The organism is Stenotrophomonas sp. CASM106 (assembly GCF_049384825.1).
Lineage (GTDB): Bacteria > Pseudomonadota > Gammaproteobacteria > Xanthomonadales > Xanthomonadaceae > Stenotrophomonas > Stenotrophomonas muris.
Genome location: NZ_JBMRFS010000014.1, coordinates 1 through 25,953, shown reverse-complemented (window position 1 = coordinate 25,953; position 25,953 = coordinate 1). Strand labels below are relative to the sequence as shown.

Annotated in this window: 20 protein-coding genes and 2 pseudogenes; 10 read left to right on the top strand and 12 right to left on the bottom strand. The window is 67.5% G+C overall.

All coding sequences use genetic code 11. The annotated features are described in order from the left end of the window. The first annotated feature begins 176 nt into the window (after nt 1-176). From VG556_RS20935 to VG556_RS20925, 3 genes are all read left to right on the top strand, one after another. Complete coding sequence (locus VG556_RS20935; protein WP_049407034.1) at nt 177-914, top strand: response regulator transcription factor; 738 nt, start codon at nt 177-179, stop codon at nt 912-914. Continuing rightward, a complete protein-coding gene (locus tag VG556_RS20930; RefSeq protein ID WP_049407037.1) occupies nt 911-2,200 on the top strand; it encodes an ATP-binding protein in 1,290 nt (429 codons plus the stop codon). The genes VG556_RS20935 and VG556_RS20930 overlap by 4 nt, the downstream gene beginning before the upstream one ends. A gap of 140 nt (nt 2,201-2,340) precedes the next feature. Beyond that, the gene (locus VG556_RS20925; protein WP_100450495.1) at nt 2,341-3,141 is read left to right on the top strand and encodes a MipA/OmpV family protein; all 801 of its coding nucleotides are present in this window, start codon (nt 2,341-2,343) and stop codon (nt 3,139-3,141) included. Between the two features lie 39 nt (nt 3,142-3,180). On the opposite strand, the gene VG556_RS20920 is transcribed toward VG556_RS20925, so the two are convergent. From VG556_RS20920 to VG556_RS20910, 3 genes are all read right to left on the bottom strand, one after another. Next, the gene (locus VG556_RS20920) at nt 3,181-3,726 is read right to left on the bottom strand and encodes a hypothetical protein (RefSeq protein WP_238381477.1); all 546 of its coding nucleotides are present in this window, start codon (nt 3,724-3,726) and stop codon (nt 3,181-3,183) included. Nucleotides 3,727-3,819: 93 nt separating this feature from the next. Continuing rightward, nucleotides 3,820-6,405: an ATP-dependent chaperone ClpB gene (gene clpB / locus VG556_RS20915; protein WP_012481080.1), complete on the bottom strand. Its 2,586-nt coding sequence runs from the start codon at nt 6,403-6,405 to the stop codon at nt 3,820-3,822. A 181-nt stretch (nt 6,406-6,586) separates the two neighbouring features. Next, on the bottom strand, nt 6,587-7,408 hold the full coding sequence (locus tag VG556_RS20910; RefSeq protein ID WP_014648183.1) for a DUF3014 domain-containing protein: 822 nt from the start codon (nt 7,406-7,408) through the stop codon (nt 6,587-6,589). Nucleotides 7,409-7,576: 168 nt separating this feature from the next. Here VG556_RS20910 and VG556_RS20905 point away from each other — a divergent pair, with 168 nt between their 5' ends. Next, nucleotides 7,577-8,287 (top strand): glutathione S-transferase, encoded by a 711-nt coding sequence (locus VG556_RS20905; RefSeq protein ID WP_059035206.1) that lies wholly within the window; start codon nt 7,577-7,579, stop codon nt 8,285-8,287. 79 nt (nt 8,288-8,366) lie between these two features. On the opposite strand, the gene VG556_RS20900 is transcribed toward VG556_RS20905, so the two are convergent. The 4 genes and pseudogenes from VG556_RS20900 to VG556_RS20885 form a co-directional block, all read right to left on the bottom strand. Then, nucleotides 8,367-9,971: a hypothetical protein gene (locus VG556_RS20900; RefSeq protein WP_100450498.1), complete on the bottom strand. Its 1,605-nt coding sequence runs from the start codon at nt 9,969-9,971 to the stop codon at nt 8,367-8,369. A 602-nt stretch (nt 9,972-10,573) separates the two neighbouring features. Continuing rightward, on the bottom strand, nt 10,574-12,292 hold the full coding sequence (locus tag VG556_RS20895) for a thiamine pyrophosphate-dependent enzyme (protein WP_100450499.1): 1,719 nt from the start codon (nt 12,290-12,292) through the stop codon (nt 10,574-10,576). 108 nt (nt 12,293-12,400) lie between these two features. Continuing rightward, nucleotides 12,401-13,258, bottom strand: a pseudogene (locus VG556_RS20890) (SH3 domain-containing protein). Nucleotides 13,259-13,294: 36 nt separating this feature from the next. Then, nucleotides 13,295-13,777 (bottom strand): DUF3574 domain-containing protein, encoded by a 483-nt coding sequence (locus VG556_RS20885; protein WP_032957546.1) that lies wholly within the window; start codon nt 13,775-13,777, stop codon nt 13,295-13,297. Between the two features lie 216 nt (nt 13,778-13,993). Between VG556_RS20885 and VG556_RS20880 the strand changes: the two genes are divergently transcribed. The 4 genes from VG556_RS20880 to otsA all read left to right on the top strand — a co-directional run bounded on the left by VG556_RS20880 (nt 13,994) and on the right by otsA (nt 20,601). Beyond that, the gene (locus VG556_RS20880; protein ID WP_049419420.1) at nt 13,994-16,429 is read left to right on the top strand and encodes a TonB-dependent receptor plug domain-containing protein; all 2,436 of its coding nucleotides are present in this window, start codon (nt 13,994-13,996) and stop codon (nt 16,427-16,429) included. Between the two features lie 229 nt (nt 16,430-16,658). Continuing rightward, nucleotides 16,659-17,417 (top strand): trehalose-phosphatase, encoded by a 759-nt coding sequence (gene otsB / locus VG556_RS20875; RefSeq protein WP_014648189.1) that lies wholly within the window; start codon nt 16,659-16,661, stop codon nt 17,415-17,417. A gap of 41 nt (nt 17,418-17,458) precedes the next feature. Then, nucleotides 17,459-19,240, top strand: coding sequence for a glycoside hydrolase family 15 protein (locus VG556_RS20870; RefSeq protein WP_032960733.1), 1,782 nt, complete (start codon nt 17,459-17,461; stop codon nt 19,238-19,240). After that, nucleotides 19,237-20,601: an alpha,alpha-trehalose-phosphate synthase (UDP-forming) gene (gene otsA, locus VG556_RS20865; protein WP_049406708.1), complete on the top strand. Its 1,365-nt coding sequence runs from the start codon at nt 19,237-19,239 to the stop codon at nt 20,599-20,601. The genes VG556_RS20870 and otsA overlap by 4 nt, the downstream gene beginning before the upstream one ends. Nucleotides 20,602-20,670: 69 nt before the next feature. Here the strand turns inward: otsA and VG556_RS20860 are convergent, their stop codons facing one another. From VG556_RS20860 to rluD, 4 genes are read right to left on the bottom strand one after another with little or no spacing between them, the layout of a single operon-like run. Continuing rightward, nucleotides 20,671-21,108 carry a thiol-disulfide oxidoreductase DCC family protein gene (locus VG556_RS20860; RefSeq protein ID WP_100450500.1) on the bottom strand — a complete coding sequence of 146 codons (438 nt, stop codon included), beginning with the start codon at nt 21,106-21,108 and terminating at the stop codon, nt 20,671-20,673. Then, nucleotides 21,083-21,589 carry a DUF4166 domain-containing protein gene (locus tag VG556_RS20855; protein ID WP_080469272.1) on the bottom strand — a complete coding sequence of 169 codons (507 nt, stop codon included), beginning with the start codon at nt 21,587-21,589 and terminating at the stop codon, nt 21,083-21,085. The genes VG556_RS20860 and VG556_RS20855 overlap by 26 nt, the downstream gene beginning before the upstream one ends. Before the next feature lie 20 nt (nt 21,590-21,609). Then, entirely contained in the window at nt 21,610-22,380 is a 771-nt protein-coding gene (pgeF, locus tag VG556_RS20850; RefSeq protein ID WP_032960722.1) for a peptidoglycan editing factor PgeF, read from the bottom strand. Next, nucleotides 22,380-23,369, bottom strand: coding sequence for a 23S rRNA pseudouridine(1911/1915/1917) synthase RluD (gene rluD / locus VG556_RS20845; RefSeq protein WP_014038257.1), 990 nt, complete (start codon nt 23,367-23,369; stop codon nt 22,380-22,382). Before rluD ends, pgeF begins: the two co-directional genes overlap by 1 nt. A 113-nt stretch (nt 23,370-23,482) precedes the next feature. Here rluD and VG556_RS20840 point away from each other — a divergent pair, with 113 nt between their 5' ends. Next, nucleotides 23,483-24,370 (top strand): outer membrane protein assembly factor BamD, encoded by an 888-nt coding sequence (locus VG556_RS20840; protein WP_032960726.1) that lies wholly within the window; start codon nt 23,483-23,485, stop codon nt 24,368-24,370. 190 nt (nt 24,371-24,560) lie between these two features. Next, on the top strand, nt 24,561-25,763 hold the full coding sequence (locus VG556_RS20835) for a lipase family protein (RefSeq protein ID WP_423180042.1): 1,203 nt from the start codon (nt 24,561-24,563) through the stop codon (nt 25,761-25,763). Between the two features lie 80 nt (nt 25,764-25,843). Here VG556_RS20835 and VG556_RS20830 read toward each other — a convergent pair. Then, nucleotides 25,844-25,953 (bottom strand): annotated as a pseudogene (locus VG556_RS20830) (IS110 family transposase); the annotation flags it as partial.

Genomic DNA, 25,953 nt, shown 5'->3' with positions numbered 1-25,953 from the left:
CCAGGCTCCATCCGGGGAAACCGCCACCATAGGCCAGCCGGGGCCGCCCGCTGAAAGCCGCTGGCGATGACGTCCGTACCCGCGGTTATCAGGTTGGCCGCGATTCAGGCAGTCGTCGTGGGGCATTGCTAGGCTGCGCCGCCGGGCGCTCCTGCCTGGGAACGGAGGCCCCACGCATGCAGCCATCCCCCTGGACTCCCCCTGCCAGCAGTTCGCCCACGTCGGTCCTGCTGGTGGAGGACGACCGTCGCCTGGCCGAACTGGTCAGCGACTATCTCCACGAACATGGCTTCACCGTGCAGCACGTGGCACGCGGCGACCTCGCCAGCGCCGCCTGCCGCCAGCATGCGCCGGAGCTGGTGGTGCTGGACCTGATGCTGCCCGGCCTGGGGGGCATCGATGTGTGCCGGCAGATCCGCAGCTTCTCCGATGTGCCGATCCTGATGTTGACCGCCTGTGAGGACGACATCGAGCAGGTGCTGGGCCTGGAATCGGGTGCCGATGACTATGTGCACAAGCCGATCGAGCCACGCCTGCTGCTGGCCCGCCTGCGCGCCCTGCTGCGCCGCCGCCACGGCAGCAGCAACACCGGCACCCCCAGCCGGCTGATGCATGGTGAGCTGCTGATCGATCGCATGCAGCGCGAGGTGCACCTGCACGGCCAGCCGGTCGAGCTGGGCACCACGGAATTCGAGATCCTGTGGCTGCTGGCCAGCCAGCCGGGGCAGATCCTGTCGCGCGACCAGATCCTGCAAGCGGTGCGCGGCATCGGCTTCGACGGTCTGGACCGCAGCGTCGACGTCTGCATCGGCAAGCTGCGCCGCAAGCTCGGCGACGATGCGCGCGAACCGCGGCGGATCAAGACCGTGTGGGGGCGCGGCTACCAGTTCAATCCTGCGGCCTGGTCGGAATGAAGCGGCTGTTCCTGTGGCTGTGGTTCATCACCGGCGCCTGCTTCCTGGTGTCGGTGTTCTTTCTCAACCACATCCTGGATGGCATCTACACGCCCGTGCAGGATCGCGTGTTCGTGCAGCAGGTGCGCGGGCAGGTGTACGCCCTGCGCAGTGGCCTGGCCGGCCTGGACGCCGTCCAGCAGCGTGAGCGCCTGCAACAGTGGCAGCCACACTACGGCATCGCCCTGACCCTGCTCGACAAACCTCCCGCGCTCGACGCGCAGGAACAGGAGGCCGTGAAGGCCGATGGCTTCGTCGTGCGCGATCAGTACCAGCAGGTGCTGCTGCCCATCGACGGCATCGGCGGCCGCTGGCTGCACCTGCGCCTGCCCGGCGCGGTGCAGATGACGACGTACATGACCATCGCCGCCTACCTCAGCATCCTGCTGCTGGTGGGCGCCAGCCTGTATGCCTGGGTGCGCCTGCTCTGGCGCGACCTGGAAGCACTGCGCCGGCACGCCGACCGCATCGGTTCCGGCGACCTGCAGGCACGTGCGCAGGTTTCGCCCCGCTCGCAGATCCGGGTCATCGTCGAACACTCCAACCGCATGGCGGCACGCGTGGCCGAACTGGTGCAGCGCCAGCGCGACCTGACCCATGCCATTTCGCACGAACTGCGCACGCCTATCGCGCGGGTGGCCTTCGGCCTGGACCTGATGCAGGACAGCGATGACCGCGAACGCCGCGAACGGCTGGCGCAGGGCCTGCACGGCGACCTGGCCGAGCTCAACCGGCTGGTCAGCGAACTGCTGGCCTACGAACGGCTGGAGCATCCCAGCGAGGGCGAACCGATGCAGCGCATCGAAGCCAACGACTGGCTGCAGGCCTGCCTGGCCGATGCCCGCCGCGATGCCGAACGTGCCGGCATTGTCCTGCGCGTGCAGCCCAGCGCGTTGCCGCGAGTGGATGCCGAGCCACGCCTGTTGCAGCTGGCGCTGAGCAACCTGGTCGGCAATGCGCTGCGCCACGCGCGTTCGCAGGTGGAGGTCTCGCTGGTCGGTATCAGCGGCCGCGCCTGCCTGCGCGTGGACGATGACGGCCCGGGCATCGCCGAAGCCGATCGGGAGAAGGTGATGCGCCCGTTCACCCGCCTGGACGACAGCCGCAGCCGCGATACCGGCGGCTTCGGCCTGGGCCTGGCCATTGTCGGCCGCATTGCAGCCCGCCACGGCGGCGAGCTGCGCATCAGTCGCGCCACGCTGGGCGGCGCGCGCCTGGAAATGCACTGGCCGCTGGCTGCCAGCTGAACGCCCAAGGGCGCGATTACAGTTGATTACAACTCCCGCACAACTGCGGACGGATCGGTCGCCGGCATATCGCCACGCTGGCAACCCTGCAGCACTCGCCGGATGCGCGCGCTGCTTTCCTCCCATTGCCGAGAGTTTCCATGTCCCAGCTTCGCCGTTCCCCCGCCCTGCTCTGCCTGGCCGTGTTGCCGCTGTTCGCCGCCCCGATCGCCCACGCCAAGGATGACCACTGGACCTTCGAGCTCGCCGCCGGTGGCGGCGTGGCACCGCGTTACAGCGGCAGCGAGGAGTATCGTGCGACGCCGTCGCTGTCCTTTGATGTCACCTCGCCGGGGGGATGGTTTCTGGGCACCAGTGGCATCGGCTGGGGCACCTCCCTCGGCGAGCACACGCGCGTGCGTGCCTATGTCGGCGCCAGCGGCATCCGCAAGGACAAGGACTCGCTGCTGGGCGGTTCGGACTTCCTGCGCGGCATGGGTGATATCGATACCCGTCCCCTGGTCGGCGTCTCGGCTGGTTATACGCTGGGCGAAGCCGTGCTGAGCGGCTCCTGGCAGTTCACCCGCAAGGACGAGGATAAGGCCGAGAACGGCCTGGCCACCCAGCAGATCCATCTGAACCTGAGCATGCCGCTGTTCGACCTGGCCGGTGGCGTGGTCAGCGGCAGTGTTTCCACCGACTACGGCAACCGCGGCTACATGCAGACCTGGTACGGCGTCAGCCCGGAACAGGCCAAACGCACGGGCTTCGCCGAGCACAAGCCGAAGGCCGGCCTGGTCAGTGCCGGTGTCGGCCTGAAGTGGAGCCACCGCGTGGGCCGCAACGGCAACTGGTACATCTCGGCCGAAGGCACGCGCCTGCTCGGCGATGCGGCCAACAGCCCGATCGTGCAGAAGGCAAACCAGTTCGGGCTGATGAGCGGTTACACCCACCGCTTCTGATGCATGAAGGGCGCCGCTGGGCGCCCTTTCCCTCTGCGGTCAGCGGCAGGCCGGTGCGTCGCCGCTGCCGCACAACCCGACCTCGCGCAGCCAGCCGATCCACTGCACGACGTCCTCCTTCTCCGGCTCGGAGCGGAACGACTTCTGCACGGTGTGGAAGCCCTGCCTGCCCTGCACGCCCTTGATCCAGGTGAACTCGGGCTTGCCTGTCCCCGGATTCCGCGGGCAGCCGAGCATCAGCAGGGCGAAGGGCCGTCCCCCTTCTTCACCTTCGCGGATCCAGTGGCTCTGCGCCGCCGGACAGGCGATGCGCCACCCCGCCTCGATGATGCCGAGGAACTCACGCGGACTCACATGGCCACTGTTCGGCGCATCGTTGACGGTGACCATGTCGGTCCAGTCGTGCACGGTCTGGCCCTGTGGCACGTACTCGGTGATGCGGTTGCCTTGCGCGTCGGTGCTCTGGTGGGCCTGCTGGTAGCCCTTCATCGGCGGCAGCTGGGCCTGTTCGGCGGCCGCGGCGTGTCCACAAACAGCAGCCAACGCCAGCGTCATGCAGAGTGAAGCCCTGCGGGCAACGTCCATGCGGTTCTCCTCATCCTTACGAAAGTGAAACAGGACCATCGTGCGCTGCCAAGGCTCGGATGGCGCCCCAGCCATGGCCGGGGCGCCACCGGTTCAAGCCTTGGCGAACACCAGGCGACCACCGTCGTTGCCGACTTCGATGGTATCGCCGTTGACGAAGGCGCCGGACAGGATCTGCTGCGCCAGCGGGTTTTCCAGCTGCGACTGGATCGCACGCTTCAACGGGCGCGCGCCGTACACCGGATCGAAGCCGACGTTGCCGAGCAGGTCGAACGCCGCATCGGAGACCGCCAGCTTCAACCCGCGCTCGGCCAGCCGCTTCTCAAGCCCGCGCATCTGGATGCGCGCGATCTGCTTGATCTGCTGCTTGTCCAGCGGGTGGAACACCACGATGTCGTCCAGGCGGTTGATGAACTCCGGACGGAAGTGCGCCTGCACTACGCCCATCACCGCTGCCTTCATCTGCGTGTAGGCCTCCGGGCTGTCGTCGGCGCTCATGTCCTGGATCTGGTGCGAGCCCAGGTTCGAGGTCATCACGATGACGGTATTGCGGAAGTCCACGGTGCGGCCCTGGCCATCGGTCAGGCGGCCATCGTCCAGCACCTGCAGCAGGATGTTGAACACATCCGGATGCGCCTTCTCCACTTCGTCGAGCAGGATCAGCGAGTACGGGCGACGGCGCACCGCCTCGGTCAGGTAGCCGCCTTCCTCGTAGCCCACGTAACCCGGGGGGGCGCCGATCAGGCGGGCGACGCTGTGCTTCTCCATGAATTCGCTCATGTCGATGCGGATCATCGCGTCGGCGCTGTCGAACAGGAATTCGGCCAGCGACTTGCACAGCTCGGTCTTGCCGACGCCGGTCGGGCCGAGGAACAGGAACGAGCCGGCCGGACGGTTCGGATCGGACAGGCCTGCACGCGAACGGCGCACGGCGTCGGAGACGACCTTGATCGCTTCCTCCTGGCCGACCACACGGTTGTGCAGCACCTCTTCCATGCGCAGCAGCTTGTCGCGCTCGCCTTCGAGCATCTTGTTGACCGGAATGCCGGTCCAGCGCGACACGACCTCGGCGATCTCCTCGTCGGTGACCCGGTCCTGCACCAGCTTGAAGTCCTTGTGCTCGGCTTCCTGGGCCGCGGCCAGCTGCTTTTCCAGCTGCGGCAACAGGCCGTACTGGATCTCGCTCATCTTGGCGAAATCCTGGCGGCGCTGCGCGGCTTCCAGTTCCAGCTTGGCCTGCTCGACCTGCTCCTTGATCTTGGTGGCGCCCTGCAGCGCAGCCTTCTCCGACTTCCAGATTTCATTGAGGTCGGAGAACTCGCGCTCCAGCCCGTCGATGTCGTTCTCCAGGTCGGCCAGCCGCTGCCGCGAGGCTTCGTCCTTTTCCTTCTTCAGCATCTCGCGCTGGATCTTCAGCTGGATCACCCGGCGTTCCAGGCGATCCAGCTCCTCCGGCTTGGAGTCGATCTCCATGCGCAGGCGCGAGGCAGCCTCGTCCATCAGGTCGATGGCCTTGTCCGGCAGCTGGCGATCGGTGATGTAGCGGTTGGACAGCGTGGCGGCGGCCACGATGGCCGGGTCGGTGATCTCCACCCCGTGGTGCACGGCGTACTTTTCCTTCAGCCCGCGCAGGATCGCGATGGTGTCCTCCACCGACGGCTCACCGACGAAGACTTTCTGGAAGCGGCGCTCCAGCGCAGCGTCCTTCTCGATGTACTTGCGGTATTCGTCCAGCGTGGTCGCACCGATGCAATGCAGCTCGCCGCGTGCCAGCGCCGGCTTCAGCATGTTGCCGGCATCCATCGCGCCGTCGGCCTTGCCCGCGCCGACCATGGTGTGCAGTTCATCGATGAACAGGATGATCTGGCCTTCGTTCTTGGCCAGGTCGTTGAGTACACCCTTCAGTCGCTCCTCGAATTCGCCGCGGAACTTGGCCCCGGCGATCAGCGCGCCCATGTCCAGCGACAGCACGCGCTTGCCGCGCAGGCCCTCGGGTACTTCGTCGTTGATGATGCGCTGGGCCAGCCCTTCCACGATCGCGGTCTTGCCCACGCCGGGTTCGCCGATCAGCACCGGGTTGTTCTTGGTCCGGCGCTGCAGCACCTGGATGGTGCGGCGGATTTCCTCGTCACGGCCGATCACCGGGTCGAGCTTGCCGCTCTCGGCCCGCGCGGTCAGGTCGATGGTGTACTTCTCCAGCGCCTGCCGCTGCTCCTCGGCATTCTCCGACTGCACGTTCTCGCCGCCACGCAGCTTGTCGATCGCCGCCTGCAGGCGCGTCTTGTCGGCACCGGCGGCGCGCAGCGCCATGCCCAGCGTGCCACCATCGTCCAGCGCCGCCAGCACGAACCATTCGCTGGCAATGAAGGCGTCCCCGTGCTGCTGCGCCAGCTTGTCGGTCTGGTTCAGCAGGCGCCCCAGATCGTTGCCCATCGAAACGTTGCCGGCCTGGCCGGATACCTTCGGCAGTGCGTCCAGCGCCTCGGTCAGGCGCTCGCGCAGCACCGGCACGTTCACCCCGGCCTGGGCCAGCAGCGGGCGCGTGCTGCCACCCTGCTGGTCCAGCAGCGCGCTGAACAGGTGAACCGGTTCAATGATGCTGTTGTCGCGGCCCACGGCCAGCGACTGGGCGTCTGCCAGCGCCTGCTGGAAACGCGAGGTGAGCTTGTCCATCCGCATTGCGAATCCTCATCGGTCTTCAGGGCCGGCCTGGGCCGGCAATGCTGGAAAGATGCGGTTGCCCCACCCGGTTTCAAGGGTGGCTGCGACTGCACCCCGGGGCCAGTCAGCCTGCGGCCAGCATGCCGGAGCGCGTGTGGTCGGCGCGTTGATCCCGATCAGTTCCGCACGGTGGACGGGCTCAGCGGGTGATCGCGCTGCGGATCGCCCGCAGCTGCTGCTTGATCGCCCGCGCCTGTGCAGGATCCATGCGTAGCAGGGCCTTCTGCCCGATCGAGCGTGACTGCAGGGTGGGATCGACGAAGCGATAGCGGCCGCGTTCATCGCGCTGCACCAGCGGCGACTGGGCCAGTTCCGGGGTGTCCAGCAGGTGGTCGATCACCATGACCAGGCGGTCGTTGAAATAGCCCTCGGGCCGGCCAAGGTCGGCATAGGCCTGCTGGATCAGCGGATAGAAGCGCTTGTAAGCGGTAGCCGTTGCCGCCGGGTCCAGCGCAGTGAACGCCTGTACGTAAGGCGCATAGCGTGCCGCATTGCTGGCGGCGATGCGTTCGCCGCCTTCGCCCGTATCGACTTGCAGGTTGCCCGGCAGCGGCCGCGCGGCCAGCGCGGTCGGCGGCACGCTGGGCTTGTCCAGGTTGTCGACCTGGGTGACCAGGCGCTGGATCAGGTGATCACGCAGCAGCAGGGTCAGCGGTCCCTCGCCCTGGAACAGCTGGCTCAGTGCGCCCCAGGCCGCGGCGTCGCTGTCAGCCAGTTTCGGCAGCGCCGGGTCGGCGGCGGCCTCGGTATCCAGCGGATGCCTGATCGATGGTGGTGCTGGCGCGGGCTCTGCGGCCGCCTGCGGTTGTGCCGGTGCACTGGTACTGGCAGGGGTTGATTGCACCGGCACCGGGACACCGTCGGCCAGGCTCTTCAGCTGATCGCGGAACAACCAGCCGCCCGCGCCACCGATCACCACCACACCCAACACCCAGGGCCAGACCGCCTTTCCACTCTGCATGATGCAGCACCTCGTTTCACACGCATGGAGAAGGTGTGACCCCATCGAGTGCAGCCGGTTCCCCGCCTGTTCCGCTGCCGTTCGGGTTCAGGCACGCGTCGTCCACGCTCACGTCTGCTTTGCGCCACCCGCGCGAGGCTAGGAGTCCTGTTCCGTGGAGACTCTGCCATGCAGTACGCGCTGTACTACTGGACCGGCATCCAGGGCCGTGGCGAGTTCGTGCGCCTGGCGCTGGAAGATGCCGGCGCCGACTACATCGACATGGCGCGGGTGCACGGCGATGCGGTGATGCAGCCGTTTCTCGATGGCAGCAGTGAAGGTGCGCAGCCCTTCGCGCCGCCATTCCTGAAGGCGGGCCGCCAGGTCATTGCACAGGTCGCCGCGATCCTGGATTTTCTCGGCCCGCCGCTTGACCTGGTGCCGCAGGCGGCCTCGCGGCGGATGCAGGCACTGCAGTTGCAGCTGACCATCGCTGATCTGGTGGCCGAGGTGCATGACACCCACCATCCAATTGCCGCATCGAAGTACTACGAAGAGCAGAAGACCGAAGCCAAGGCACGGGCCGCCTCACTGCGTGGCGAACGGCTGCCGAAGTTCCTCGGCTACTTCGAGCAGGTGCTGGCCGCCAATGGTGGCCGCCACGCACTGCGCGAGCATTCCTATGTTGATCTGTCGCTGTTCCAGCTGCTGAGCGGACTGGACTACATGTTCCCGCGCCGCATGCAGGCACTGGCGCCGACCCTGCCCCTGCTGCGTGCGCTGCAGGAGCGGGTGGCGAAGCGGCCGAACATCGCCGCCTATCTGGCCTCGGAGCGGCGGTTGCCGTTCAACACCAACGGCATCTTCCGCCACTACCCGGAACTGGACGCCGAACGGTAGTGCCGGCCGCTGGCCGGCAGCTGCACGATCCGACCGAAGCCCATGAGGTTGCCGGCCAGCGGCCGGCACTACCGTTGGGTCAGTTGTTTTCACCCAGCGGCTGCACCGGCTGCTTCTGCAGCGAAAGCAACCCCAGCAGCAACGCCAGTGCCACGTAGGCACCAGCGAACTGCCAGCTGATGATGCGCGCCAGCCCGTCCAGATCCCACGGCAGGTAGATGCCGCCACGCGGGTCCACCGAATGGATCAGGCCGAACAGGGTCAGCACCGCCGCCACCAGCAGGAAGCCGCAGGCACGGCGCAGGCGGCCATCGACCATCGCCGCCACCGCCGAAATCCACAGCATCGAGGTGATGATGAAGCCGTTGCCGAGGGTAAAGATCACCGCCAGCTCGGGCAGACCGTGGCCATCCAGTTTGGCCAGCAGCTGCGGCAGCTGGTCCGGCGCGATCCAGCCGGGTGCCTTGATCGCCAGCAGGTAGGCCACTGACGGCAGGAAGCCGAACACCATCGCACCGGTGTGCTGACGCGGCGTGGCCTGGAAGGCCTGGGTGGTGATATCGATGGCCACGTACACGATGATCGGTGCCAGCACCGCCAGCGGCAGCCACTGCACCAGCCCGGAAATGATGCCGAGCATGCCGCCGATGCCGACGAACAGGCCGGTCAGCAGCGTGTAGCCGCTGCGCGCACCCATGTGCTTGTACGCCGGCTGGCCGATGTACGGCGTGGTCTGCGCCACGCCACCGCAGACGCCGGCCACCAGCGTGGCCACCGCTTCCACCAGCAGGATGTCGCGGGTGCGGTAGTCGTCGCCGGCTGCGCGCGCGCTTTCAGACACGTTGATGCCGCCCACCACCATCAGCAGGCCGAACGGCAGCAGCAGCGGCAGGTAGGTCATCGCGGTGGGCAGGCCGTCGAGGAAGCCCAGTGTCGGCAGCGGCAGCACCACCTGCGGCGGCACCCACTCCGGTACATGGAAGCCGGGTGCGCCCAGCCCGGCCAGGCCGAGGCCGTAATACAGCACGGTGCCGAACACGAAGGCCAGCAGCACGCCCGGGCCACGCACCGGCAGCTTGCCCTTGGCGATCAGCACGTACAGCAGCAAACCGAGCGTGGTGAAGCCGACCAGCGGTGAGCGCAGCGTTTCCAGCAGCGGCAGCAGGCCCATCAGCACCAGCGCGATGCCGGCGATGGAACCCAGCAGCGCGGCTCGCGGCAGCGCGCGGGTGACCGCTTCGCCGAAGAACGACAGCACGAACTTGAGCACGCCCATGATGACCAGCGCGGCCATGCCCAGCTGCCAGGTGGCGATGCCCGCAGCGTGCGGGTCCATGCCCTGCTGCTTGAACGCGATGAAGGCCGGGCCGAGCACCAGCAGCGCCATGCCGATGCTGGTCGGTGCATCCAGGCCCAGCGGCATGGCGGTGACATCGTCGCGGCCGGTACGCGCGGCCAGCCGGCGCGCCATCAGGGTGTACAGCAGGTTGCCGACCAGCACGCCGAAGGCGGTGCCGGGGAACATGCGGCCGAACACCACGTCGGCGGGAAACTGGAAGATCCCGACCAGGGCCATGGCGATGAAGCCGAGGATGGAGAGGTTGTCGACGACCAGGCCGAAGAAGCCGTTGAAGTCGCCGGCGACGAACCAGCGACGCGGTACGGCGGAAGCGGGAGCGGACATGGAAGGGGCGGTGGGGGTGGGGAGCGCCGATGGTAGGCCCAGCGAGGCCGGCGCGCCAATTCCGTCGTGGAATGATGGGTTCCAGCCAACGGCGGGGCCCCTCGTGGCTGGGGGGGGGCGTCAAAGCAGCTTTATCGGAGTGGGCCGGTCGGGATGGGCTGCGCAGGACACGCCGTAAACCCATCCCTGGGGGCTCGATGGCGCCATCCATGGCGCCAACGGTCCTGCGCAGCCCATCCCGACCGGCCCCTGATAATTCCTTGCGCGTGCCAGCCACGGAAAGGAATCAAAGGATCAAAAGCAAAAGCGGGTCGCTTCGCTCTGAGCCGAGCATGGCTCGGCTCTACACGAACAATTCGATCATTTCCACGCTATCCACGCAGGGCGTGGATCTACCGACAGATCGCAGGAAACTGTCGAAGGTGGGGTGGGTCCGGTTGCGGGGGTGTCCGCGGCATGGATGCCGCGGCCAAGCCCCCAGGGACGGGTTTACGGCGTCCCCCGCAACCGGACCCACCCCGCCATCCCTCAGGAAGGCCGCTTCTGCTCTGGCTCCGGCTCGTAGCGGGTGCAGGGCGCAGCCCTGCATCAAACCCACCCCGTTACTTCTTCAGGAAGTTGTCCACCAGCAGATGCTTCACGTCGTCGAAGCGGCCGTTCAACACTGCCTTGGCGGCGTACAACGCCGTACCGGCCACCTGCTTGGCCTCGATCTGCGGCGGCATCACCAGCTCCGCGCGGCTGGTATGCACGTCCAGCAGCGCCGGGCCGCGCTGGGACAGGAAATCCAGCACCGCCTCTTCCAGATCCTCGCTGCGGGTCACCGTGCGGCCGTGGAAGCCGATGACCTCGGCCAAGCGGCCGAAGTCCGGGTTCTTCAGGTCGGTGTAGTTGTCCAGCAGGCCCTCCACCTTCTGCTCCAGCTCGACGAAGTTCAGCGAACCATTGTTGAACACCACCACCTTGATCGGCAGGTTCTCCTGCACGGCCGTCAACAGATCGCCCAGCAGCATCGCCAGGCCACCATCACCGGACAGCGAGATCACCTGCCGGCCGGGGAAGGCCTTCTGCAGGCCCAGCGCCTGCGGCATCGCGTTGGCCATCGTGCCGTGCAGCAGGCTGGTCAGCGTGCGGCGGCGGCCGTTGACGCGGATATGGCGCAGCACCCACACCATCGGCGAACCGCCGTCGGCGGTGAACAGCGCATCGTCGCTGGCATGCCTCGACAGCAATGCCGTCAGGTGCTGCGGATGGATCAATTCACCCTCGCCCGGCTGTTCTTCCTGTTCGCGCTTCTTCAGCGCCTTGTCGCGACGCCCGATGCACTCGTCCAGGAAACTGCTGTCCTCGCGCGGCGGCAGCATCGGCAGCAGCGCGTCCAGCGTCGGTGCGATGTCACCGACCACGCCAAGGCTCACCGGGTGGCGGCGGCCGAGGTGACTGCCATCGCGGTCGACCTGGATGATCGTGGCCTTGTCCGGGTAGAACTGGCCCCAAGCGAAATCGGCGCCGAGCAGCAGCAGCGTGTCGCACTCCATCAGCGTGTGGAAGCCGGATTCGATGCCGAAGATGCCGGTCATGCCCATGTTGTACGGGTTGTCCGGCTCGACGAAATCCTTGGCGCGCGAGGTATGCGCGATGGGCGCCTGCAGGCGCCGGGCCAGCTCCAGCAGCTGCGCGTGCGCGCCTTGGCAACCGGCACCGGCATAGATGCCGATGCGCTTGCCCTGCCCCAGCAGTTCGGTGATGCGCTGCAGCTCGGCATCGGACGGGCGCAGCACCGGCTGGGTGTAGTGAACCGAGAACGGCACATCGTGCTTCACCTCGGCCTGGCTGATGTCGGCCGGCAGGATCACCACCGCCACGCCACGGCGGCTGATCGCGGCCTGGCAGGCCAGGGCCACGACGCGCCGCGCCTGCTCCGGGCTGTGCACCTGCTCGCAGAACACCGAACAACTGGCATACACCGCCTTGAAGTCCACTTCCTGCGGAAATTCCATGCCCAGCTCACTGGTCACCACCTGGCTGGCGATCAGTACCATCGGTGCACGGTTGCGATTGCTCTCGAAGACGCCGTTGATGAAGTGCAGGCCACCGGGACCACAAGAACCCGCACAGGCGGTCAACTCGCCGCTCACCAGCGAATCGGCGCCGGCAGCGAAGCCGGCCACTTCTTCGTGGCGTACATGTACCCAGTCGATTTCACTGCGGTGCAGGGCATCGGTGACGTGATTCAAGGTATCGCCAACGATGCCGTAACAGCGGCGGACGCCCGCCTGCTGCAGGGTATCGACAACGATCTCGGCAACGCGCTTGCTCATCGGATACATCCTCGAGGGGAGAGCATCCGAGGCTAGACCCGAAGAAGTGATGCCTCCGTGGGCAAGGCGCACATCACCTCGATAGGCAAACTACCGGCGGAGATCGAGTCAATCGTTGACGTTGATCCAGCCCTCCACCGCGCCCTGCTTCGGGTTGCGGTAGCGCAGCTTCACCCAGCCATCCTGTTCATCCAGCATCTCCACGCGGTCTCCCTGCACCAGGTAACGCCTGGTGCTGGATGCGCCGGGTCGATCGAACAGGAACAGCCGCGCGGGTACCACGGTGGCCTGCTGGCCACGCAACGGTCCATCCGGCGGTGCACCCAGGCCATCGGCGATGGCACTTTCCAGCACCCGGCCGGCGGCATCATAGGTGCGCCAGACCGCCAGCGGGCCCTGCTCGCCGGTCTGTTCCCACTGCAGCGCGGCGTTCAACGTATCGCCCAGCATCAGCACGCTCTCGGCGCGGTACAGATAGAGCTTCGCGCCTGCAAACCGGTACTGGTCGGTGTACCACATCGGGCCGCTGCGGCAGCTGCTGGTCAGCGTGCGGCTCGGACGGTCGACCGCCAGCCCCATCAGGTCACCGCAACTGTCCTTGCCGTGGGTGTCGGCCTGCAGCGCGCGGAACCCGGCACTGGCCGGATCGAAGCGGTACACCGTCACCGCTTCGTTGACCATGCCCACCGAGGCGCGCGCGACCAGTTCCGGCTAGCCATCGAAATCGACATCTTCGAGCGACCATCGCGAATTGCCGTCGGCATCGGCCGCGCCCTCAAGCGTCTGGCGCTTGCCTGACGGTGACAGCTGCACCGCGATGCTGCCGTCCTGCTGCGGATCGGCATGCGCCTGCACATGCGCGGCCACCTGGAAGCGCAGCGTTTCTCCGTCGTCCCCACCCGCCTGCGCCGTCGGTGCCAGTACGCCTGCCAATGCCAGGCCCAGCAGGCATTCCCTGTAGTTCATCATTGCTCCCTGCAGCACCGCGGCGGCACCTTCAACTCAGAACGATACCTCGACCGGCTGCCGCGACCACAGCACCGACTGATGCCTGGTCTGCTGCTTCCACGCCAGGCGGATCGCCTCGATGTCGGCGCGGCGCTGCGGGGTGTCCTCGTGCAGCACCACCAGCACCTTGGTGCGCAGGCGGTTGGGCGCGGCATCGCCGCGGAACAGCCACTGGCCGTAGGCATCAAACACGGTCAGGCCGTCCGGGAAGCGCGGCGTTACTTCCTTGTCAAGGAAGGCGCGCCACTGCGCGTCGCTGATGGTGTCGGCCTGCGGGCGGTTGCCGGCCCCCTGCTCCTCGCCTACGCCGAAGTACAGCTCGCTGCGCACCCAGCCGTGGCCGGCGGAAGGGCGGGCGGCATCGCCCTTCAGTTCGGCGGTGGTGGCCGTGGCATAGGCGCTGGGCGCCTGCGAAGACAGGCTGGCGCAGCCACTGGTGGCCAGCAGCACGGCGAAGACGAGGCCAAGGTGTTTCATCGGTACAGCTCCGGGGAAGGGGGACAGGGCAAGCCGGCAGCGTACAGCGCCACCGGCCCGGCGTGCTGATGCCAACCGGGCATCAGCTCATGCCGGACCGGCAGGGACTTGCATCGGCACCGGCCATCACGCGAAGATAATATATCGCTTCATCCGGATGGATGTAAGTGAAACTATCTCGCCCCTTCCCCGTCGTCGTTGTTGCTGGAGCCCTCCATGTCCGCCCGCCTGCCCGCGTCGCCGCTCGGCCTCGCCATCGCCCTCGCGCTTTCCTCCGCTGCCATCCCGGCCCTGGCCCAGGACGCCACCAACCTGGACACCGTGATCGTCACCGGCACCCGTGCCGCAGACCGCACCGTGCTCGAATCCACCTCGCCGGTGGATGTGCTCACCGCCGAGGACATCCGCAAGGCCGGCGTGGTCAACGGCGAACTGGGCAGCGCGCTGCAGGCGCTGCTGCCGTCGTTCAACTTCCCGCGCCAATCCAACTCCGGTGGCGCCGACCACGTGCGCGCGGCGCAGTTGCGTGGCCTGTCGCCGGACCAGGTGCTGGTGCTGGTCAACGGCAAGCGCCGCCACCACACCGCACTGGTCAACACCGACAGCAAGATCGGCAAGGGCACCACCCCGGTCGATTTCAATTCGATCCCGGTCAGCGCGATCAAGCGCATCGAAGTGCTGCGCGATGGTGCCGGTGCGCTTTACGGATCGGACGCCGTGGCCGGCGTGATCAACGTGATCCTCGACAACGGCGGCGACGGTGGCGAGATCGAGGCCAGCTACGGTGCCAACCACACCGACCTCAAGCCGATCGGCCGCACCCTCACCGACGGCCAGACCGGCAACGTCAGCGCCAAGGTCGGTACTTCGCTGGGCGAGGACGGCGGCTTCCTGCGCGTCGGCCTGGAATACAAGCACCGCAACGGCACCAACCGCGCTGGCTTTGACCAGATTCCGCCGTGGGACCAGACGCCGGACAACCTGGCGCTGCAGGGCAAGCGCAACTACGTGCTGGGCGATGGCAAGAGCAAGGACATCAACCTGTGGCTGAACACCGAGATTCCGGTAGGCCAGACCTCGACGTTCTACGCGTTCGGCACCTTCAACCAGCGCGATACCGAAGGCGCCAACTACTTCCGCTATCCCGATGGCGATGCCAACTGGAAGCAGGTCTATCCGAACGGCTACCGACCGATCTCCGAAGGCGAGAACCGCGACGTACAGGCCGTGGCCGGCGTGCGCGGGCAGTGGGGCGAATGGAGCTACGACAGCAGCCTGGATTACGGCCAGAACGACTTCACCTACCGCCTGCGTGATTCGCTCAACGCATCGCTGGGCCCGACCAGCCCGACCCGCTTCAAGACCGCCGACTACGAGTACGCGCAGACCGTGGGCAACCTCGATCTGAGCCGCGTGTTCACCCAGAGCGACAGCATCAGCCACACGCTGGGCCTGGGCGTGGAAGCGCGCCATGAGCGCTACCAGACCCGCCCCGGCGACCCGGCCAGCTATGCGGCGGGCCCGTACACCGACCGCCCGACCGGCTCGCAGGCCGGTGGCGGCCTGACCCCACAGGACGCCGCCACCCTGTCGCGCGACGTGGCCAGCGCCTATGCCAGCCTGTCCAGCCAGTTCGGCGAGAAGTTCTCCACCGACCTGGCCGCGCGCTACGAGCACAACGACGACTTTGGCGGCGAACTGACCGGCAAGCTCGGCCTGCGCTACGAATTCACCCCGGCGTTCGCACTGCGCGGTGCCATCTCCAACAATTTCCGCGCTCCGTCGCTGGCGCAGATCGGCTACGAATCCACCTCCACCGGCTACAACGCCGGCGGCCAGCTGGTGCAGGGCCGGCTGCTGTCGGTCAACAATCCGATCGCGCGTGGCCTGGGTGCGCAGAACCTGAAGCCGGAGAAGTCGATCAACACCTCGCTGGGCTTCACCAGCCGCATCGGCGAGCATTTCGACCTGTCGCTGGACTTCTTCCAGATCGATATCGACGACCGCATCGCGCTGTCGGAGAGCATCACCGGCGATGCGCTGACCGATTACGTGGCCGCCAGCTACGGCGTCAGTGGCCTGCAGAGCGCCAGCTTCTTCGTCAATGCCGCCGATACCCGCACCCGTGGCGCCGAGCTGGTAAGCAACTGGCGGCAGTCGCTGGGCGATGGCCAGCTGCTGCTGACCGGCACCTACGCCTACACCAAGACCACGCTGAAGAATGTGCTGGCCACGCCGGCGCAGCTGCGCGCGCTGAACCCGGACTACGTACTGTTCGGCATCGAGGAGACCAACACCCTGACCGATGCCACCCCGCGCACGCGTGGCAGCTTCTCGGCCGCCTGGAGCAACGACCACTGGTCGCTGAGCACCCGCGTGAACCGTTACGGCAGCGCCACCCGGGTGTTCAACTTCGGTGATGGCTATATCCCGCGCCAGACCTACCAGGCCGAATGGCAGCTGGATGCCGAAGTCGAGTACCGCATCACCCCGCAATGGAGCGTGGCGATCGGTGGCCAGAACCTGACCGACAACTACCCGGATCGATCCAACAGCGATATCCACTACTTCGGCAACCTGCCGTACGACGTGCTGTCGCCGATCGGCAGCAACGGCGCGTACTACTACGGCCGCGTCCGCTATACGTTCTGATCGCATTGGGTGGGTGCGGACCGTTGGTCCGCACGACACGGTAGTGCCGGCCGCTGGCCGGCAACTCCGGGTGCGGATCTGCTTTGGGTGGGTGCGGACCGTTGATCCGCGCTGTTTGGGCTGGATGCAGGCTAACCTGCCGTGCCGACCAACGGTCGGCACCCACCGAAGCTGATCCGCAGCCTGCCCTCGACCCCACGTACACGCCCAGGCTGGCAGGCTGGTCGTCATGGCTGAACCGCTCCCCCTGCGTCCGCCACCGCCATTGCTGGACGACGCCTGTGCGTTGTTCCTCGATGTCGATGGCACCCTCATCGAATTCGCTGCACGACCGGATGCCGTGCAGCTCCTGCCGGATGTGCGCGAAGCCATCGGCCGCATCAGTGACCGCCTGGAAGGCGCCGTGGCACTGGTCAGTGGCCGACCGCTTGAACAGCTGGACCAGCTGTTTGCTCCCCTCCAGCTGCCTGCCGCCGGCCTGCATGGGCACGAACTGCGCGGCGAGGACGGTCGTGTGCTGCGCGACGAGCACGACGACGACACCGCCGAGTGGCTGCACGCGCTGCACCAGCAGGCGATGCGCTTTGCCCACGGCCATCCCGGCGTGCTGGTGGAAGACAAGGGCGTCGGCCTGGCCCTGCATTGGCGCGGTGCGCCGCACGCGGCAAGTGATGTGCGCGCCTTCGCCGATCGCCACGTGCGGGGCCGCGCCAGTTACCGCCTGCAACCCGGCGACCATGTGGTCGAGTTCGTGCCCGTCGGCACCGACAAGGGCCGTGCCGTGCGCCGGATGATGCAGTACCTGCCCTTCCGCGGCCGCCTGCCGGTGTTTCTCGGTGACGACCTCACCGATGAATTCGGCTTCGATGCCGCCAACAGCCAGCATGGCTGGAGCGTGCTGGTGGGTGAACGTGAACCCAGCGCGGCGGTGTTCGCGCTGCCCGACATACGCAGCGTGCACGCCTGGCTGCGTGAGAATGCCTATTGACCCGGCCACCCCCCACGGCCGCAACCGAGATGTACCGCGTGATGACCCAACCCGATCTTGATCTGGGCGTGGTCGGCAACGGCAGCTTCGGCGCCCTGGTCGACAAACGTGCCCGCGTTGTCTGGAGCTGCCTGCCGACCTTCGACGGCGACCCTACCTTCTGTGCGCTGCTGGGCCCCAACCAGCAGACCGGTGGCGACTTCGCCATCGAGCTGGAAGACTTCGCCAGCAGCGAGCAGGAATACCTCACCAACACGGCGATCCTGCGCACGGTGCTCCGCGACGCGCACGGCGGCGAACTGGAAATCCTGGATTTCGCCCCCCGCTGGCGGCAGAACGACCGCTTCTACCGGCCGGTCAGCCTGATCCGCCAGGTGCGTCCGCTGGCCGGCAGCCCGCGCATCACCGTGCGTGCGCGCCCGCTGGCCGACTGGGGCGCACGCGTGCCAGAGTCGACCTGGGGCAGCAACCATGTGCGCTGGATCCTGCCGGAGCACGTGCTGCGGCTGACCACCGATGTGCCGGTGCGCTTCGTGCGCGATGGCCTGCCGTTCGTGCTCAACCATCCCATCCACCTGATCCTGGGCGTGGATGAGTCGCTCAACCGGTCGATCAGCGGCTACGTGCAGGAAGCCTTCCAGCGCACCCGCGACTACTGGCGCGAATGGGTGCGCTACCTGTCCATTCCACTGGAGTGGCAGGACGCGGTCATCCGCAGTGCGATCACGTTGAAGCTGTGCCAGTACGAGGACAGCGGCGCGATCATCGCGGCGATGACCACTTCCATTCCAGAAGCACCCGGCAGCGTGCGCAACTGGGACTACCGCTACTGCTGGCTGCGCGACGCGGCTTTCGTGGTGCGGGCACTGAACCGTCTCGGCGCAACGCGCACGATGGAACAGTTCCTCGGCTACATCTTCAACCTGGCCACCACCGACGGCACGCTGCAGCCGCTGTATGGCATCGGCTTTGAAGCCAAGCTGGACGAAGACGAAGTGCCCAGCCTGTCCGGCTACCGCGGCATGGGCCCGGTGCGTCGTGGCAACCTGGCCTGGGTGCAGCGCCAGCACGATGTCTACGGCAGCGTGGTGCTGGCCTCCACGCAGCTGTTCTTCGACCGCCGCCTGCAGGATCCCGGCGACGCGCACACATTCGCCCGCCTCGAACCGCTGGGCGAACAGGCCTTCGCCCTGCATGACGTGCCCGATGCGGGCCTGTGGGAGTTCCGTGGCCGCACCGAGGTACACACCTACACCAGCGCGATGTGCTGGGCCGCCTGCGACCGCCTGTGCAAGATCGCCGTGCGCCTGAAGCGCGATGACCGTGCACACTACTGGCGCGAGCGCGCCGACACCATCCATGCGCGCATCATGGCCGAGTCCTGGAATGAGGAACTGGGCCACTTCACCGATACCTTCGGCGGCCATCGCCTGGACGCCTCGCTCCTGCTGCTGGCCGACATCGGCTTCATCGATGCGATGGACGCCCGCTTCATCGCCACCGTCGATGCGATCGGCCGCGACCTCAAGCATGGCAATTCGCTGTACCGCTATGTCGCGCCAGATGACTTCGGTGAGCCGGAAACCAGCTTCACCATCTGCACGTTCTGGTACATCGATGCGCTGGCGGCGATCGGGCGCATGGACGAGGCGCGCGAGATGTTCGAGCTGCTGCTGAAGCAGCGCAACCACCTGGGCCTGCTGTCGGAGGATCTGGCCTTCGACAGCGGCGAGGCCTGGGGCAATTTCCCGCAGACCTATTCGCACGTCGGCCTGATCACTGCCGCGATGCGCCTGTCGCGGTCCTGGCAGGAGGCATCGTGAGTCGTCTGGTGGTGGTTTCAAATCGTGTGGCCGTACCCGGCGAGAACCGCGCCGGCGGCCTGGCTGTCGGCCTGCTGGCCGCCCTGAAGGAACGCGGCGGCCTGTGGTTCGGCTGGAGCGGCAAGACGGTAAAGGACGGCAGCGGCACGCTGCACCGGCAGAAAGACGGTGACATCGACTACGTCACCATAGACCTGAGCAAGCGCGAGGTGGACGGTTACTACAACGGCTTTGCCAACCGCACGCTGTGGCCGCTGCTGCACTTCCGCCTGGATCTGGTCGACTACGACCGTGCCACCCGCGAGACCTACCACAAGGTCAACGCACTGTTCGCCGACAAGCTCGCGCCCTTGCTGCGCGAGGATGACATCGTCTGGATCCACGACTATCACCTGATCCCGCTTGGCGCACTGCTGCGCGAGCGTGGCATCGGCTGCCGCATCGGCTTCTTCCTGCACATCCCGATGCCGTCGGCCGACCTGCTGCAGGCGATGCCCGACCACCTGCGGCTGTTCTCCGCGCTCTACGCGTATGACCTGGTGGGCTTCCAGACCCAGCGCGATGCCGATCGCTTCCAGACCTACCTGCGCCTGTTCGGCGGCGGTCGGGTACTCGCCAACGGCGAGCTGGAGGCACCGGGCGGGCGTCGTTTCCGCGCGGCGGCGTTCCCGATCGGCATCGACACCGAGCTGATCGCGCGCCAGGCCGGTACCGCCGCCACCAAGGCCGCCGTAAAGAACCTGCGCGCCAGCCTGCGTGATCGCCAACTGGCGATCGGCGTTGATCGCCTGGATTATTCCAAGGGCCTGCCCGAGCGCTTCCTCGGCTTCGAACGGTACCTTGAGCGCCATCCCGACCAGCGCGGGTCGCTGACCTACCTGCAGATCGCCCCCGTCTCGCGCGGTGATGTCACCGAGTACCGGCAGCTGCGCAGCCAGCTGGAGCAGATCGCCGGCCACATCAACGGTGGCCACGCCGAGCCGGACTGGACACCGCTGCGCTACGTCAACCAGAACTTCACCCATGCCACCCTCACCGGTTTCTACCGTGCAGCGGCGGTGGGGCTGGTCACGCCCCTGCGTGATGGCATGAACCTGGTGGCCAAGGAATACGTGGCCTCGCAGGACCCGGAGGACCCGGGCGTGCTGGTGCTGTCGCTGCTGGCCGGCGCCGCCGATGAACTCAAGCAAGCACTGCTGGTGAACCCGCACGACCTGGATGGCGTTGCCGACGCCATCGCCACCGCGGCGACGATGTCGCTGCGCAAGCGCAAGGAGCGCTGGCACGCCATGATGGAGCACCTGCGCACCTACGACATCAACCACTGGCGGCGCAGCTACCTGGACGCACTGGAAGGCTGAGGAAAAAGGGGACGGAGGGGATTAAGTCGTTTGTGCACAAACGACTTAATCCCCTCCGTCCCCTTTTCTTCAATCCAGGAACCGCGCTGCCTGCTCCGGTGCGGGCAGATGACAGGCGTCGTTCCGCCCGAACCAGCGGTAGCGGTTGCGCGCCAGCGCGCGATACGCGGCATCCCTCCAGCCGCGCGGCACCATCCGCAGCACGCCGGTCAGGCGCCAGACGCCGTCCAGCCCGGCCAGTACACGCAGGATGGCATCGGTATCGGTCCAGGCGCCCTGCGCGTCCAGCAGCAGGAACGACATCGGGTCCTGCGGGTCCAGCCCGTGCGCGCGCAACATCGCGCTGCCCTGCTGCCCCTGCATCGCCGCAAAACGGTAGCGCCCCTTGCGGTCGAAACGCAGCAGGAAGCGCACCCAGCGGTTGCACAGGGCGCACACGCCGTCGAACACGATCACCGCGCTGCCAGTGTCGGCGGCGCCGTCACTGTGGTTCGAGCCAGCCTTCATAGCGGATCAGGGCTCCGGCCCAGGGCAGCGTCACATCGACCAGGAAAGTGTAACGCTCGCCGCGCCAGGCTTCACGGCAGCGCACACCGCCGAACCAACGCGTCGGCAGCGGCAGCAGCCCGAACGCCCAGACCCGCCGCACCGACCAGTCGATGCCGCCCTCGCGGGCCTGCAACGCGAACTCGAAGCGCACCGCGCCCAGCTGCTCGCGCAGAAGCCCTTCGTGCGCCCACAGCCGCGACACCATCGGCCAGCGGCCGAACCGTCGCGCCCACTGCTCACCCTGCCCGCGTGCACTGAACGCCACTTCGGTGGGCAGCGCGTCGCCGTCCTTCGGCAGCCGCGCCAACGCGGCCAACAGCGGCACCAGCCAGTGCCGCCCTCGCACGATGCGCGCCTGCCCCACGTAGCGGCAGGGCAACGGCGCGGCATGCAGCGCCTGCACCGGCGCTGCCAGGGTGGCGAAGGCCGGCCCCAGCACGCGCGCGAACAGCGGCGTGGTCAGGGCGCGATCCAGGCCAGGGTCGCCATGCGCCCGGTACGACGGTCGCGCCGGTGCGAATACAGGTCAGGATCGGCCATGGTCGACACCGTGCCGCCATACACCTGCGCCGGGTCCATCCCCGCCGCCTGCAACCGCTGCCGCGCCAGCGCGAACAGGTCCACTTTCCAGTGGCCTGCGCGGGTGGCCACGAACGCCGCCCCGGCGGCCGGATCATGGCCGACGAAGGCGTGGTAGACCTCTTCGCCGATCTCGTAGTCGGCCGGCCCGGCCGCCGGGCCCAGCCAAGCCCGCAGCTGCGCCGGCGGCGTCTGCAGGGCGGCCACCGTGGCCTCCAGCATGCCGTCAGCCAGCCCACGCCAGCCGGCATGGGCCGCACCCACCTCGCTGCCATCGGCCGCGGCAAACACCACCGGCAGGCAGTCGGCGGTCAGGATCGCCAGCACCACGCCCGGCACCGAAGTCACTGCGGCGTCGGCCACCGGTTCGCTGGTGCCGGGCACCGGTGGCGCGGTGAAGCGCAGCACGGTGCTGCTGTGCACCTGGCGCAGCCAGTGCGGTGCCGAGGGCAGTGCCAGCCCCTCCTGCAGCAGCTTGCGGTTGTGCTCCACGTTGGCCGGGGTATCACCATCGGCCGCGTGCCGGTTGCCGAGGTTGAACTGCGCGAACGGCGCCGGCGAAATGCCCGCGCCATGCCGGCGCGTGGTCAGCGCATGGACGCCTGCCGGCGCCGGCCAGTCCGCCTGCAGCAACGGCAGCGCGGCGGCCATCACCAGCGATCCCGCTCGCGGGCGGCGAAGGCTTCGCTGTCTTCGCGCAGCACCTTCATCAGGTGCAGCATGTCCTCCGGCACCGGCGCGGTATTGCGCACCGGCTCACCGGTGATCGGATGCATGAACTCCAGGGTCTCGGCGTGCAAGGCCTGGCGCTTGAAGCCGCGCAGCGCGGCCACCAGCTCGTCGCTGGCACCCTTGGGCAGCTTCAGCGCACCGCCGTACAGCGGGTCGCCGATGATCGGATGGCGCACGTGTGCCATGTGCACGCGGATCTGGTGGGTACGGCCGGTTTCCAGGCGGCACTCCAGCGCGGTGTGCGCACGGAAGCGCTCGCGCAGGCGGTAGTGGGTCACCGCTTCCTTGCCGTCTTCGCGCACCGCCATCTTCAGCCGGTCGCGCGGGTGGCGGTCGATCGGGGCATCGGCGGTACCGCCTGCCACCAGCGCGCCCATCACGATGGCCAGGTACTGGCGGTGCACGTCACGGGCCGCCAGTTGCTCGACCAATGCAGTCTGCGCTTCCAGGGTCTTGGCCACCACCATCACGCCGCTGGTGTCCTTGTCCAGGCGGTGCACGATGCCCGCGCGCGGCAGCACCGCCACCGAGGGGTCGCGGAACAGCAGCGCGTTGACCAGGGTGCCGCTGTGGTTGCCGGCGCCGGGGTGGACCACCAGGCCGACCGGCTTGTTGATCACCAGCACATGCTCGTCCTCGAACAGCACGTCCAGCGGGATGTCCTCCGGCTGGGCGTCGGTCTGGGTTTCCAGCACCACGTGGAGGGTCACCACCTCGCCGCCGCGCAGCGGATCGCGCGGGCGCACCTGGGCGCCGTCCAGCAGGACGTCACCGGACTTGATCCACTCGGTCAGGCGCGAACGCGAATATTCGGGGAACAGTTCGGCCACGACGGCATCGAAACGACGGCCGGCGGCGGTGTCGGGGACGATGGCCTGGCGGGCCGATTCAGAGGGTTGTTCAGACATGGCAGGGGGCATTCTTTGAAATTTTGGGGTCCCGGCGGCCGGTTTCAGTCGCTGGACAGGACACTAGGCTATCATCGACCCTTCGTATTCCAGCCGCGTCCCGCCTCGACCCCATGATCCGACGCTCCGCCATGCTCTCCGCGCCCGTCCGCCTCACCGCCCTGCTGCTGGTGCTGGTCATCGCCGCAACCGGCTGCCACCGCGGCGCCAAGAAGGGTGATCGCCCCGACGAAGGCGTGCCGGTCGAACAGCTGTACGAGAAAAGCCACAAGCTGATGCAGGGCGGCAACTGGAGCGGCGCCGAAGCCAGCTTCCGCCGCCTGGTGGCCCAGTATCCGTACGGCCCGTACACCGAGCAGGCGATGATCGAAACCGCCTACGCCCAGTACAAGGCCGGCAAGCACGATGACGCCGTCTCCAGCATCGACCGCTTCATCCGGACCTACCCGACCCACCGCAACATTGCGTATCTGTACTACCTGCGCGGCCTGGCCAATTCCAACCGCAGTACGGTTTTCCTGCGCCGCGTATGGTCGCTGGATGCCAGCCGCCGCGACCTGTCCACGCCGCACCAGGCGTACTCGGACTTCAACATCGTGGTTGATCGTTACCCGAACAGCCGCTACGCCGCCGATGCGCGCCAGCGCATGCTGGAGCTGCGTGACGTGTTCGCCCAGCACGAGCTGGACAACGCCCTGTACTACATGCGCCGCGGCGCCTGGGTCTCGGCCGTGGGCCGCGCCAACTACCTGCTGGAAACCTACCCGCAGAGCGCCTTCCAGTACGACGCCGTGGCCGTGCTGGCCGATTCCTACACCCACCTGGGCAACAAGACCCTGGCCGACGACGCCCGTCGCGTCCTGCAGCTGAACCAGCCGGATCACCCGTGGCTGGAAGGCAAGTGGCCGAAGTACCCGTGGATGATCCGCAAGCTGAACCCGTTCGCCGGCGAGAAGTCCGCCAGCACCGGCCAGCGCAACGCGCGACTGGAAAAGAAATAAGAGAGGGCCCCGAAAGGGGCCTTTTCTTTGTCGGTAGATCCACGCCATGCGTGGATGGTTCGTGCACCAATGGACCACGACACTCGGAATGCTACGAATCCCCGGCAGTTGCGACGGCGGTCGCACCCCGCCTGGGCGGGGGTGTCCACACTGCGGCGCAGCGGCCACACCGGCCATCACGGAGCGCCCCATGCCGACACGGCCCTGTAGTTTCCGTTTCCTGTTCTGCCTTCTCGCCAGCGCCCTGCTGGCGCTGACCCTGGCGCCCGCGGCCGCCGCGCGGGACGCACCGGGCGATCTGCTGTCTGCCGCCCCCTATCGCGCGCCCTGGGTGCCGTCCAGGGCCGCCCAGGCGTACAAGCTGCACTATCGCACCCCGGACCACCGCGGCCAGTTGGCCGAAGGCACTGGCCTGCTGTACCTGCCCGCCGGCGCAGCGCCTGCGGGCGGGTGGCCGGTGGTGTCCTGGGCACATGGCACCCAGGGCATCGCGGATCGCTGTGCGCCGTCGGTCTCCGGCCCCACCCATGCCGAACGCGACGGGCGCTTCCTGGACGTGTTCCTGGCCCAGGGCTATGCCGTCGCAGCCGCCGACTACCAGGGCCTGGGCAGCCCAGGCAATCATGCCCACCTGCACGTGCGTACCGCGGCGCGCAACGCCATCGACATGGTCAAGGCCAGCCGGCAGTACCTGGGCACCGCAGCGTTGTCGCCGCGCTGGGTCTCGGTAGGCTATTCGCAGGGGGGCGCGGCCGCGCTGGTCGCCGGCCACCTGGCGGCGTCCCATGGCGGGCCCTCACTGCAGTACCGCGGCAGTTTCACCGCCGGAACGCCGACCGCAGTCGAACTGACCGCGCTGGTGATGAAGCCCGACAACCGCACCGCCAATTCCGGCGCGCTCAACGCATATCACGCGTACCTGCTCGACGGCCTGCTGCAGGTTGCGCCGCAGGTCGACGGCGTGCTGAGCGAGGCCGGGCGCGCCCGCATTGCTCTGGCACGCGAGCAGTGCCTGGGTGATCTGGCCACCACGCTGGACGGCATGGATACCGGCAGCATGTTCACTGCACCGCTGACCCGCGTGCCGGGCATCTGGACGGTGCTGCATGACTACCTGGGCGTACCGCGCCGCGGCTTCAGCCAGCCGCTGATGCTGGCCCATGGCAGCGAGGACCGCGATGTGCCCTATCTGACCACCCTGCTGTACGCCGCAGGCCTGGCCGTGCGAGGCGAGCCGGTCGCGTTCCGGCGCTACCCGGTCGATCACCGCGGTACGCTGGACGCAGCGGCGGCCGATGGCCTGGCGTTCGTGCGTGCGCGGCTGGAGGACGACCACTTCAACGACGCTGCGGAGATCGCAGGCCTCGAACAACGGCTCGACGAAGCCCGGTAGATCCACGCCATGCCGGATACGCGATCCAGGAAGTTGCCGGCCAGCGGCCGGCACTACCGAATGCAGTAGCAACTGTCTTGTCAGGGGCAGCCGAGGGCCACCTCGGCGTCTCGCTTACGGGCGTTGAGGATCACCAGCATTTTGCGCATGACCGCCACGAGCGCCACCTTGCTCGCTTTGCCTTTGGCCT